This window comes from Flavobacterium sp. CBA20B-1 (genome assembly GCF_028473145.1).
GTDB lineage: Bacteria > Bacteroidota > Bacteroidia > Flavobacteriales > Flavobacteriaceae > Flavobacterium.
In genome coordinates this window covers 990,906-1,003,328 of record NZ_CP092370.1, presented here as the reverse complement: position 1 = coordinate 1,003,328, position 12,423 = coordinate 990,906, and the positions used below count along the sequence as shown (strand labels likewise).

The following is a 12,423-nucleotide window of genomic DNA, read 5'->3' as shown; positions in this document are numbered from 1 at the left end:
TATGATTGTAAATAGGCTTTCAAGAGTTTTAGTAATGCTTTTAATATGCTTTTGTTCAATGGGTTATGCTCAAAAATTCAAAGTGGTTTTAGATCCCGGACATGGTGGTAAAGACCCCGGAGCTGCTTATGGAAATTTTATTGAGAAAGAAATTGTTTTAGATGTGGCCTTAAAGGTGGGCGAATTGCTCAAGGCAGAAAAAGATATCGAAGTGATATTTACTCGAAAATCAGATGTTTTTATCGAAGTGGCAGAACGAACAAAAATCGCAAACCGCGAAAAAGCAAACGTTTTTATATCGATACATGCCAATGCAGCAAAAAACAGATTGGCAACCGGCACCGAAACCTATATTATGGGTATTAGCAAAAACGAAGCCAACTTAGAGGTTGCTAAACGCGAAAATGCTGTAATTACCTTAGAAGATAATTATCAAAAAAAGTACGAAGGATACGATCCTAATCGTCCGGAATCGGTCATTGGTTTAACCTTGTTGCAAGAGCAATTTATAAAACAAAGTATCGATTTGGCATCAAAAATCCAAGTAAGCTTCAAGAATGATGTAAAAAGAGTTGACCGTGGTGTTCGTCAGGGGCCTTTTTGGGTTTTACACAGTGCCTTAATGCCTAGTATTTTAATTGAGTTAGGTTTTGTATCCAATAAAGAAGAAGGCACATATCTTCGTTCTGAAGCTGGAAAAACGGCATTGGCAAAGGCGATTGCAATAGCTATTATCGATTATAAAAAGACCAATCCAGTGTAAAAAAATCCATATTTACAGGCTTGTTAGCTTATTCGTTTTAATTCTTAATAACAAGTTGATGCATAAAATCAATTAAAAACGATATATATTACTTTTGTATGCAATTTTTAAATACTATTTTTGTAAAATTGTTTATTTGTATTTTATAAATAACAAATGGATATTTCATTAATTTTAGTCTTTTAAATAAAAAACAAAATATAAAAAAAAGCTATGTTTAAAAACAAGTTTAAAACTGCTTTGGGCGTTTTTATATGGTGCATTGGCTCAACGGTTTATGCACAAAATTTTAAGGTGGTTTTAGATGCCGGTCACGGGGCACATGACTTTGGCGCAACAAGAGGAAATTATGTAGAAAAAAGAATTGTTCTAGATGTGGCACTAAAAGTAGGCGAGCTGCTTAAAAAAGATAAAACCATTGATGTGGTTTACACCCGAAAAACGGATGTTTTTTTAGAATTAAGGGAGCGAACAGATATTGCCAATCGTGAAAAAGCCGACATTTTCGTTTCAATACATGCCAATGCAGTTGCTAATGCGCCAAATGCATCGGGTACAGAAACCTATGTGATGGGAAGAAGCAAAAATGCTTCGAATTTAGAAGTTGCAAAAAAGGAAAATGCGGTTATTACATTAGAAGATGATTACCAAACAAAATATGCGGGATACGACCCTAGCAGACCAGAATCATTAATTGGCTTGACTTTAATGCAAGAACAATATGTTTTGCAAAGTATTGATTTGGCTTCTAAAGTGCAAACACGCTTTACAAATGATGCCGAAAGAAGAAATCGTGGGGTAAAACAAGATTTATTTTTGGTATTGCACGGTGCTTTTATGCCAAGTATCTTAATAGAGCTAGGTTTTTTATCTAACAGAGAAGAAGGTGCGTATTTGAACAGTGAAGAAGGAAAAAATGAATTGGCACTTTGTATTGCCAAAGCGATATTAGATTATAAACGCCAGCATCATTCGGCAAGCGATGAAATCGAATCAAAACCTAAAAAGCAAGAACCCGTTGTTGCAAAAGTAGAACCTAAAAAAGTAGATAGTGTTCGGGAAAAAGTTGTTCCTGTAGCCCAAACTTCATCAGTCGATGCCTCAAAGCCAGAAAAAGTCACTGCAGCAGGCGTTACCTTTAAAGTGCAGATTGCTGCTAGCGGAAACAATATAGGTTTGCAACCAAGTAATTTTAAAGGTTTAGATAAGATATCGGTTATGAAAGAAGGTACCTTGTACAAATATTTCTATAACGAAACCACAGATTATGAACACGCGCGCAAAGCTTTAGAAATTGCCAAAAACAAAGGATACAACTCTGCTTTTTTGGTGGCATATAAGAACGGAAAGAAAATCAGCATACAACAAGCCATAAATAACTAGTAATAAAAAAAATAGAAATTGAAAATAGCTATATCAAGAGAGATAAAAACCGCTGTATTAGTGTTGTTATCGATAGGAATGTTAATTTGGGGTTATACCTTTTTAAACGGTAAAAACTTGTTTAACAGCTCACGTACCTTTTTTGTGGAATACGATAATGTAGAAGGACTTTCAACCGCTTCATCGGTAACTATCAACGGAATGGTGGTAGGAAAAGTGCATCATATTTCGCTTAAAGGACAAGGAAAAATATTGGTTGAATTAGTCATGACAGATAATGTGGATATTCCTATTTCGTCGAAAGCGGTTATGTATTCACCCGATTTAATTGGTGGTAAGCAAATTGCTTTACAAATTAACTACAATGATGCAACCTTGGCAAAAAGTGGCGATTATTTACAATCGGGTAAAATGACGGGGATGATCGATGATTTTACTCAAAAAGTAGATCCTATTGCAAAAAAGTTAGATTCTGTTCTTTATAATGTAAATATTTTAGTGCAATCAATCAACAAAACTTTAGACCCGGCTGCTCAGAAGAATTTGCAGGAATCTTTGGCACAGTTAAACGCTACAATGGGCAATGCAAATGCTATTACGGGAAAGTTTGATAGAATTGTATCCACCAACGAAGCAAAAATTAACAATATTGTAAGTGATTTCAATACCACTTCTAAAAACCTTTCGGCTTTTTCAAACGATTTAGATAAAATTCAATTACAAAAACTGCAAGACATCCTAAATAAGTTCGATAGTGCAGCATCAAGCCTCAACCAAATGATGGCAGATGCAAATAGCGGCAAAGGAAATATTGGTAAATTAATGAAAGAAGAACAATTGTACAATAATTTAGAATCGGCTACAAAAGAGTTGAACCAATTGTTAGAAGATGTGAAACTAAACCCAAGCAGATACATCAATATTTCGGTCTTTGGTAAAAAAGCACAGCCTTATCAAGAATCAGAAAAACAATAAAGCATACATCAAAATACAAACAATAATTAATCTTATTTAATATGCATATTCTTAGCAGTATATTATTTATAGCTTTAACCGCAGTAGGATTTGGCTTTTTTGCAAAAAATGCCAAAAAAATCTACCGCAATATAAAGTTGGGTCAACCAATAGATCGCACAGACAAGCCCGCAGAACGTTGGCGAAATATGCTTTTGGTAGCCTTTGGGCAGAAAAAAATGTTTGCAAGACCCATTCCGGCAATTTTGCATTTTGCGATTTATGCAGCTTTTATGATTACCCAAATTGAATTAATTGAAATTTTCATCGATGGAATTTTTGGCAAACATCGTATCTTCAAAGAATCATTAGGTGGTTTTTATACATTCATGATTAGTTTAATCGAAATTGTTTCGGTTGCTGCCTTGCTTGCAACAATCATCTTTTTATCGAGAAGAAACCTGCTAAAGTTGCCGCGCTTAAACATGAAAGAACTTTTGGGCTGGCCTAAAAAAGATGCCAACTTAATTTTAATAATGGAAATTATTTTGGTGTTGTGTATTTTTACCATGAACGGAACCGATGAGGTTTTATACAACATGGGCAAATCCCATTTTGCAGGGCAAGGGTCTTTTAATTTTGCTATTTCGCAATATATAGGTCCTGCTGTTTTTGGCGGTTTTAGCGAAGGAACTTTACACGTTTTAGAGCGAATAGGTTGGTGGGGACACTTTATAATGGTGCTGTCTTTCTTAAATTATTTGTACTATTCAAAGCACTTGCACATTTTGCTGGCTTTTCCAAATACCTATTACGCACATATAGAACCGCTTGGCGAGTTTGATAACTTACAAGCAGTTACAAACGAGGTGAAATTAATGATGGATCCCAACGCCGATCCGTTTGCAGCACCTGCACCTGATGAAAATGCAGTACCCGCAAAATTTGGTGCGCAAGATGTTCAAGATTTGAATTGGGTGCAACTTTTAAATGCCTATTCGTGTACCGAATGTGGACGATGCACTTCTGCGTGTCCGGCAAATATTACAGGAAAAAAACTATCACCGCGTTTAATTATGATGAAAACGCGTGATCGTTTGGAAGAAGTTGGGAAGAATATCGATGCCAACAAAGGAACTTTTGTAGATGATGGCAAAACGCTTTTGAATGATTACATCACCCCAGAAGAATTATGGGCGTGTACCACTTGTAATGCCTGCGTTCAAGAGTGTCCGATAGACATTAGCCCATTGTCTATCATTATGGATATGAGAAGATTTTTGGTTATGGAGCAAAGTGCCGCACCAATGGAACTAAACGCCATGATGACCAATATCGAGAACAATGCCGCACCTTGGCAATACAGCCAAATGGATCGTTTAAACTGGAAAGACGAGAATTAACCAGCACACGAAGTATCAATTAAAAAAAAGAAATCATGTCAGAAAATTTAGTAGTGCCCACAATGGCAGAAATGATGGCGAAAGGCGAACAACCCGAAGTATTATTCTGGGTAGGTTGTTCGGGAAGTTTTGACGACAGAGCAAAAAAGATTACCAAAGCGTTTGTACGCATTTTAAATAGAGCCAATGTAAAATTTGCCGTTTTAGGCACAGAAGAAGGTTGTACTGGAGATCCGGCAAAGCGCGCAGGAAACGAATTTTTGTTTCAAATGCAAGCCATGATGAACATTCAAGTGTTTGATGGTTACGAAGTGAAGAAAATAGTAACGGCGTGTCCGCACTGCTTTAATACCATTAAAAACGAATATCCTGGTTTGGGCGGAACGTACGAAGTAGTACATCATACCGAATTTCTAAAGTCGCTTTTAGAAGAAGGCCGATTGACCATTGAAGGCGGACAGTTTAAAGGAAAACGCATCACTTTTCATGATCCTTGTTATTTAGGACGTGCTAACAAAATTTATGAAGCTCCACGCGATTTGATCCAGAAATTAGACGCCGAATTGGTGGAAATGAAACGCTCTAAAGCCAATGGATTATGTTGCGGTGCTGGTGGTGCGCAAATGTTCAAAGAACCTGAAAAAGGTAATAAAGACGTGAACATGGAGCGTACTGATGACGCTTTGGAAGTGAAACCAAATATTATTGCAGCAGGTTGTCCGTTTTGCAATACCATGTTAACAGACGGTGTGAAATTTAACCACAAAGAAGGCGAAGTACAAGTTTTAGACGTAGCCGAATTAATTGCTAATGCCCAAGATTTGTAATAATGAATAAATTTTTGATAATATTTTTTCTTATTTCTAATCTTGCTTCGGCGCAAAAGCTTTCTAAGATAGACTTGTTAAGCACTATTGCAGACGATATTTGCAAGGAAGTGAATAATGACAAAGTGGAAATAAAGTCTGAATTCACAATGGGTGTTTATATGTTGAAATCTGTAAATAAACACAGAGAAGATATAACGCATTATTACGGAAATGATTATTTTGGAGATGAAGGTGTAATGCAAACAATGGGTGAAGATATTGGTGTATATTTAGCTTTGAAATGTCCGGAAATTTTTGAACATTTTGTTTATGAAGAAGAAGCAGAAATTTTTGAAAGCATAGAAACAAAAACAGTTACAGGATCCATTCATAAAATAAACGATGAAAGATTTATAACTTTTGTTGTACAAGAAGAATCGGGAAAAAAACACGAATTCATTTTGTTGTATGATTTTGAAACGGCTTATTTGTTAACCGATAAATTAGTGAAAGTTAAAGATAAAGTAGAAATATCTTATTATGTTGGCGAACTATATGATGCCAAAGTAGGAAAATTTGTAAATTATAATATAGTATCTTATATACAAGCAAAATAACATGTTGATACCTTTTGAAGAAATGCCGAAATCGGCTCGGGTTTGGATTTACCAATCAAATAGAAAAATGACCGATGAAGAGCTGGTAACAGCAAATGAAGTGTTGACTAGTTTTGTAGAAAATTGGGCAGCGCACAGCACTCCACTTAAAGCATCGTATCAAATAAAATACAACCGTTTTATTATTTTGGCGGTAGATCAGGAATATCATGCAGCATCGGGCTGTTCGATTGATGCTTCGGTAAAAATCATTCAAGATTTAGAACAAAAATTCGGAATCGATTTATTAGATAAAATGAATGTAACCTATAAAACAGGTGAATTCATCGCTCATAAATCATTAATCGATTTCAAGAAAATGGCAAAAGAAAGAGCAGTTAACGCCAATACCATTGTTTTTAACAATTTGGTGAATACCATTGAAGAATTCGAAGAATTTTGGGAAGTTCCTGCAGGCGAAAGCTGGCATAGCCGCTTTTTTTAAAAAAACAGAAAATCATCTTTAGTTATTTAAAGATGATTTTTTTTTTAAGAAATATGGCAACACACTTTTAACGCAAAATTCCGAATTATAATTATTAAAATCGTAGCTAAAACATTATTTTTGAAAATGTTTTATTTAAAATTTGTTATGAAAAAAATCTGGGTAACGTTTTTATTAGCTCCTTTATTACTAGTTGCACAACCAAAACAAAAGTTTCAAGCACCTGATAAATGGGTTGATAGCGTTTACAATCAAATGTCGTTCAATGAAAAAGTAGGGCAACTTTTTATGGTAGCCGCATACTCCAACCGCGATGAAAAGCACCTTCAAGAACTCTTAGATTTGGTACAATCTAAAAATATTGGCGGTGTGATTTTTTTTCAAGGCGGACCGGGCAGGCAAGCACACATGACCAATAAACTACAAGCGGCATCAAAATTGCCTTTATTTGTTGGTATTGATGCCGAATGGGGATTGGGCATGCGTTTAGATTCTACTTATATTTATCCTTGGAACATGAACCTTGGAGCCATTCAAAACAACGATTTAATAGAACAAATGGGCACGCAAATGGGCGAACAAGCAAAACGTTTGGGAGTTCATTTTATGTTTGCGCCTGTGGTTGACATCAATATCAATCCATTGAACCCTATTATTGGTAACCGCTCATTTGGCGAATCAAAAGAGAACGTTGCAGATAAAGCAACTGCTTTGATGCGCGGCATGCAAAAAAGTAATGTGTTTGCAACAGCCAAGCATTTTCCAGGACATGGCGATACAGCAACCGATTCGCATCATGCGTTACCCAATATCGGTTTTGATAGAAAAAGATTAGACAATATTGAATTGTATCCATATAAAAAAATGATTAAAGAAGGTTTGGCATCGGTTATGGTGGCACATTTGTCAGTACCTGCACTAGAGCCAAAATCGGGTGTTCCTACCTCCTTGTCATACAACACTATTACCAAGCTTTTAAAAGAAGAATTAAATTTTAAAGGATTGATTTTTACCGATGCATTAAATATGAAAGGTGTTGCCAACCACAAATCGCCAGGTGAAGTTGATTTAGCAGCCTTTTTAGCCGGAAATGATGTGTTGCTTTTTGCAGAAAACGTGCCCTTGGCAGTTGAAAAATTCAATGAAGCATTTGAAAAAGGCGAATTTACAGAAGAGCGATTGGCACATTCGGTAAAAAAAATATTGCTTTACAAGTACAAAGCAGGTTTAAATAAATACCAACCAATCCTTACAAAAAATCTGTATAAAGATTTAAACAAAGAAGAATATACCAACTTAAGCTACAAGTTGTATGAAGATATGGTTACTGTTATTAAAAACAATAAAAATATAGTACCTTTTAAAAGCGCTAAACCTCAAAATATTGCCTATGTGAAATTGGGCGACGACGTGAACGATACATTTATCGAAGCTTTGCAGGCAAACCAACCTGTAACGGTTTTTAATCATTATCAAATTGAAGATCATTTGAACGATTTAAAAGCATTTGATCTAATAATTGTGGGCTATCACAAAGCAGATGGCGTGTGGAAAAAACATGATATGGCACGCAATGAAATCAACTTGCTAGACAATATCGCCAAAAACAATAAAACCATTTTTGTGTCTTTTGCAAAGCCATACGCAATAAGTGATGTGAAAGATTTTTCAAATTTTGAAGCCGTAGTTTTAGGCTATCAAAACAATGTGATTGCCCATAGAAAAGTAACCGATGTTTTGTTTGGAATGCAGGCTGCAAAAGGAAAATTACCTGTTTCTATTGGTTCTCATTTTAAATATGGTGATGGAATATCAACCAAGGCCAATAAAAATTTGCGTTACGGCCGTGCCAGCGAACAAGGTTTTAACGAAGAAAAATTAAAAGAAATCGATGCGTTTGTTCAAACAGCGATAAGAAACAAATATACACCTGGTGCACAAGTTTTAGTAGCCAAAAACGGAAATATTGTGTATAATAAATCGTTTGGAACCGTGACCTATAACGATCATTTAACCGTGAATAATCAAACCATTTACGATTTGGCTTCGCTTTCTAAAATGTTGGGAACCTTGCCCATGGTGATGAAAATGTATGACGACGGAAAGTTGCGTTTCGATCAAAAATTAGGAGATTTATTGCCCGAATTTAAAAATACAGATAAAGCTCATATCACCATAAAGGAATTACTAACACATAATTCTGGTTTAGTTGCTTGGATTCCGTTCTACAAAGAAACCTTGGAAAACGGCAAACCTAATGCAGCTTTATACAAGCCTACTTTTTCAAATGATTATAATTTACAAATCAATGATAATTTATTTTTAAAATCAGATTATAAAAAAATTGTTTTTCAAACCATTGCCGCATCAAAATTGGGCAGAAAAGAATACAAATACAGCGATCTTAATTTTATCCTTTTGGCTGAAATTGTAGAAAGATCCTACAAAAAACCGTTGAATGAATTGGTGAACCAGTATTTTTTTGATAAAATATCAGCAAACAATTTAACCTATCTTCCGTTAACAAAATTTGATGTATCGCAAATCGCACCAACCGAAGAAGATACCTATTACCGATACACCACCGTTCAAGGATATGTGCACGATATGGGTGCTGCGATGTTTGGCGGAGTTGCAGGTCATGCAGGATTATTTGGTAATGCATTGGATGTGGCGAAAATGATGCAGCTTTTTTTAGACAAAGGCAGATTTAATGGCGAACAATTGCTTTCTGAAAAAACCATTAACGATTTTAATACCTGTTATTATTGCAAGGAAGGAAATAGGAGAGGAGCCGGTTTCGATAAACCCCAATTAGGTAAAAGCGGACCTACCTGCGGTTGTGCTTCCATGAACAGTTTTGGGCATACAGGTTTCACAGGAACAATGGCTTGGGCAGATCCAGAAAACGATTTAATTTATGTTTTTTTATCTAACCGAACCTATCCCAATGCCGATGAAAATAAGCTTTCAAAAGCCAATACCCGTGAAGACATTCAGCAAGTGATATACGATGCACTTAAATAATTAATTTTTGAAATTTACAATATGAAAATAGCCATAGTTTGCTATCCAACCTTTGGTGGAAGTGGTGTAGTTGCTACCGAATTAGGTATTGAACTTGCCAAGCGCAACCACGAAGTTCATTTTATAACTTATAGCCAGCCGGTGCGTTTGGCACTTTTAAATAAAAATATTCATTACCATGAAGTGGTCGTACCAGAATATCCATTGTTTCATTACCAGCCTTATGAATTGGCGCTTTCTAGTAAAATTGTAGATACAGTTAAAGAATTTGGTATCGATCTTTTACATGTACATTATGCCATTCCACATGCTTTTGCGGGTTATATGGCAAAGCAAATGTTGGCAGATCAAGGAATTTCATTGCCAATGGTAACCACATTGCATGGTACCGATATTACATTGGTGGGCAATCACCCGTTTTATAAAACCGCGGTGAGTTTTAGTATCAACCAGTCCGATTTTGTAACTTCGGTTTCGGCAGATTTAAAAAAATCTACTTATGAATTGTTCGATACCACCAAAGACATTCATGTAATTCCCAATTTCATAGAAGAAAAAAACACATTTGATGCCAATTTTCAGTGCAAACGAAGCCTATTTGCTCATGAAGGCGAACGTATTGTTACCCATGTGAGTAATTTTAGAAAAGTGAAACGCATATTGGATGTAGTAAAAGTTTTTCATGGAATACAACAACAAATTCCAGCAAAATTAATGATGGTGGGCGATGGTCCCGAACGATTAGGAGCAGAAGAATTAGTCAAAGAATTGGGTATCGAAAACAAAGTGATATTCTTTGGAAATTCGTCTGAAATCGACAGTATCCTAAAGTATTCAGATTTATTTTTATTACCTTCTGAAACCGAGAGTTTTGGCTTAGCCGCATTAGAAGCCATGGCCAATAAAGTGCCGGTAATATCATCAAACACCGGCGGTTTACCAGAAGTAAATGTGGAAGGTGTTTCGGGCTTTTTAAACAATATTGGCGATATAGACGGAATGGTAAGTAATGCCTTACACATTTTAAAAGACGATCGCTCCCTTGATACTTTTAAAGAACAAGCATTTGCACATTCAAAAAATTTCAGCGTAGAAAAAATTGTTCCGCTTTATGAAACAATTTACAATAAAGCATTAAAAAACACGCCTGTTTAGGCGTGTTTTAGGTTATTATTTTGCTTATAATTACTGTACGATTATTTTTTTAGTAGCATTACCTTGATTGGTTAAAACTTGCACATTGTAAATACCTTTAGCAAAACCACTTACATTAATTGTTTTTTCAGAAGTTTCTTTCACTAATTGACCGTTTGTGTTGTAAATAAATACTTTTTCCAACGATAAGTTTTCTTTCAATTCAATATTTAAAATATCGGTTGTAGGATTAGGGTAAATGTTGAAGTTTTCTAACACAAAAGTATCTGATGATAAAATGCCTGATAAATCAAAAACTCGCACAGAACCGGGAAATGTTCCTTTAGATTGATAATTATTTGCTTGCAATAAGTTGTCACTGAAGGTTAGTTCCTCAAAATTAGTAGTATATGGTTTACCACCAACGCTGCTATTACCTGGATTACCAACGGCTAAATTATATCCGTCTTTAGATAATGCAATCGACCATCCGATTCCATCTCCCGGATTAGCTCCAATTACACTGCCTTTTTCAACCCAATTGTTTTGAATGTTTTCAAAGATGCGTACTTTACCAGTATCTGTTCCATTTGCGGTGTCACATCCAGTGCAACCTATAGCTAAAGCATTTCCATTTGCTGACATAACCAAACCTTGACCACAAGCATCTAGTGCTGCCTCTCCAACAATATCATTACCTATTTGTACCCAATTGTTAACAACGTTTTTATATACAGATACAGCACCAATTCCTCCATTATTTGTAGTGACAGCTAAAATACTGCCATCATTAGAAAGAACAACTCTAAATCCCAAAGTTTCATTTTGATTTGTAGTAGATATTGTATTCCCTACTTTTATCCAATTACCCAGCTGATATTTATATACATATAAGATTCCACTATTATTTGTTCCTCCGTTAATTCCGCCTTGTATATCAGTAAAGGCAATAACTTTTCCATCTCCAGATAACGATACATTAAAACCATAGTTGATTGATAAATTATCATTTTCAATGTTTAGCAGACGCACAAATCCACCAATTTTTTGCCATGATCCAACTGTATTTTTGTAAACTTGAATATTTTCAAAAAATGTAGAATGAGCACCTGGACTACTTATTGCGATAGTAGAACCGTCACTTGATAAAGAAATAGCTAAACCAAATTGGTTACTTCCAATGTCTATTATATCCTGACCGACTTTCGTCCAAGTATTATTTACATTTTTGTAAACACTTACATAACCCCAGTGAAAAACACCATTGGTATTTCGTTTAGCTGACACAGCAGGAAAAGCTATTGTAGTTCCATCGTCAGACAATACTATTTTATGTCCTATTTGATCATCGGCTATAGTTCCTTCGATATCCTGCCCAATTTGTGTCCAAGTACCTGATACTTTAGAATACACACGAATATGTCCTGCGTCTGTTCCGTTGTTATCGTTTCCGGGAGCTGAGACTGCCATAACATTACCATCGGCAGATAATGCAACACCATGTCCAAATCTATCATCGGGCATATCGCCTACAATATCCTGTCCAATTTGTGTTTGTGCATTACTAATTGTAGCAATTAAGAATGCAAATAGTAGTTTTAGTTTCATAAATGAATTTTTATTTATAATTTTTCAAATATAAGATTATTTTCTTTTAACATCTTAAATCCACGGAAAATAAAATACTAATAATTCCATGATTTACAAATAAATGAAATAGACTACTTTTATATTACTTGAATTTATATAAAAATTTCCTATTAAAATTCTTAATCATTTAGTGAGGTAATTTATTTAAAAAGCCTAATTTTTAATTTCTCAACCAACCAACAAGTCAAAAATGCAAAAG

General features: G+C 35.2%; 10 protein-coding genes. 9 read left to right on the top strand and 1 reads right to left on the bottom strand.

The window, feature by feature from the left end; genetic code table 11:
• Position 1 precedes the first annotated feature (1 nt).
• The 9 genes from MG290_RS05060 (at position 2) to bshA (ending at position 10,595) form a co-directional block, all read left to right on the top strand.
• A complete protein-coding gene (locus MG290_RS05060) occupies positions 2-763 on the top strand; it encodes an N-acetylmuramoyl-L-alanine amidase family protein (protein ID WP_264562785.1) in 762 nt (253 codons plus the stop codon).
• A 213-nt stretch (positions 764-976) separates the two neighbouring features.
• The gene (locus tag MG290_RS05055) at positions 977-2,146 is read left to right on the top strand and encodes an N-acetylmuramoyl-L-alanine amidase family protein (protein WP_264562784.1); all 1,170 of its coding nucleotides are present in this window, start codon (positions 977-979) and stop codon (positions 2,144-2,146) included.
• A gap of 18 nt (positions 2,147-2,164) precedes the next feature.
• Positions 2,165-3,121 carry an MlaD family protein gene (locus tag MG290_RS05050; protein WP_264562783.1) on the top strand — a complete coding sequence of 319 codons (957 nt, stop codon included), beginning with the start codon at positions 2,165-2,167 and terminating at the stop codon, positions 3,119-3,121.
• A gap of 41 nt (positions 3,122-3,162) precedes the next feature.
• A complete protein-coding gene (locus tag MG290_RS05045; protein WP_264562782.1) occupies positions 3,163-4,503 on the top strand; it encodes a (Fe-S)-binding protein in 1,341 nt (446 codons plus the stop codon).
• A 35-nt stretch (positions 4,504-4,538) separates the two neighbouring features.
• Positions 4,539-5,330, top strand: coding sequence for a (Fe-S)-binding protein (locus MG290_RS05040; protein ID WP_257498490.1), 792 nt, complete (start codon positions 4,539-4,541; stop codon positions 5,328-5,330).
• 2 nt (positions 5,331-5,332) lie between these two features.
• Positions 5,333-5,929, top strand: a complete 597-nt coding sequence (locus MG290_RS05035; protein ID WP_264562781.1) for a hypothetical protein — start codon at positions 5,333-5,335, stop codon at positions 5,927-5,929.
• A 1-nt stretch (position 5,930) separates the two neighbouring features.
• Positions 5,931-6,413: an ABC transporter ATPase gene (locus MG290_RS05030; RefSeq protein WP_264562780.1), complete on the top strand. Its 483-nt coding sequence runs from the start codon at positions 5,931-5,933 to the stop codon at positions 6,411-6,413.
• A gap of 147 nt (positions 6,414-6,560) precedes the next feature.
• Positions 6,561-9,440 carry a glycoside hydrolase family 3 N-terminal domain-containing protein gene (locus tag MG290_RS05025; RefSeq protein WP_264562779.1) on the top strand — a complete coding sequence of 960 codons (2,880 nt, stop codon included), beginning with the start codon at positions 6,561-6,563 and terminating at the stop codon, positions 9,438-9,440.
• A gap of 21 nt (positions 9,441-9,461) precedes the next feature.
• Positions 9,462-10,595 carry an N-acetyl-alpha-D-glucosaminyl L-malate synthase BshA gene (gene bshA / locus MG290_RS05020; protein WP_264562778.1) on the top strand — a complete coding sequence of 378 codons (1,134 nt, stop codon included), beginning with the start codon at positions 9,462-9,464 and terminating at the stop codon, positions 10,593-10,595.
• A gap of 30 nt (positions 10,596-10,625) precedes the next feature.
• On the opposite strand, the gene MG290_RS05015 is transcribed toward bshA, so the two are convergent.
• Positions 10,626-12,182: a T9SS type A sorting domain-containing protein gene (locus tag MG290_RS05015; protein ID WP_264562777.1), complete on the bottom strand. Its 1,557-nt coding sequence runs from the start codon at positions 12,180-12,182 to the stop codon at positions 10,626-10,628.
• Positions 12,183-12,423: the final 241 nt, after the last annotated feature.

Coding starts and splice junctions, on each gene's coding strand:
- MG290_RS05060 (WP_264562785.1), top strand. CDS start 2: ATGATTGTAAATAGGCTTTCAAGAGTTTTAGTAATGCTTTTAATATGC.
- MG290_RS05055 (WP_264562784.1), top strand. CDS start 977: ATGTTTAAAAACAAGTTTAAAACTGCTTTGGGCGTTTTTATATGGTGC.
- MG290_RS05045 (WP_264562782.1), top strand. CDS start 3,163: ATGCATATTCTTAGCAGTATATTATTTATAGCTTTAACCGCAGTAGGA.
- MG290_RS05040 (WP_257498490.1), top strand. CDS start 4,539: ATGTCAGAAAATTTAGTAGTGCCCACAATGGCAGAAATGATGGCGAAA.
- MG290_RS05035 (WP_264562781.1), top strand. CDS start 5,333: ATGAATAAATTTTTGATAATATTTTTTCTTATTTCTAATCTTGCTTCG.
- MG290_RS05030 (WP_264562780.1), top strand. CDS start 5,931: ATGTTGATACCTTTTGAAGAAATGCCGAAATCGGCTCGGGTTTGGATT.
- MG290_RS05025 (WP_264562779.1), top strand. CDS start 6,561: ATGAAAAAAATCTGGGTAACGTTTTTATTAGCTCCTTTATTACTAGTT.
- bshA (WP_264562778.1), top strand. CDS start 9,462: ATGAAAATAGCCATAGTTTGCTATCCAACCTTTGGTGGAAGTGGTGTA.
- MG290_RS05015 (WP_264562777.1), bottom strand. CDS start 12,182: ATGAAACTAAAACTACTATTTGCATTCTTAATTGCTACAATTAGTAAT.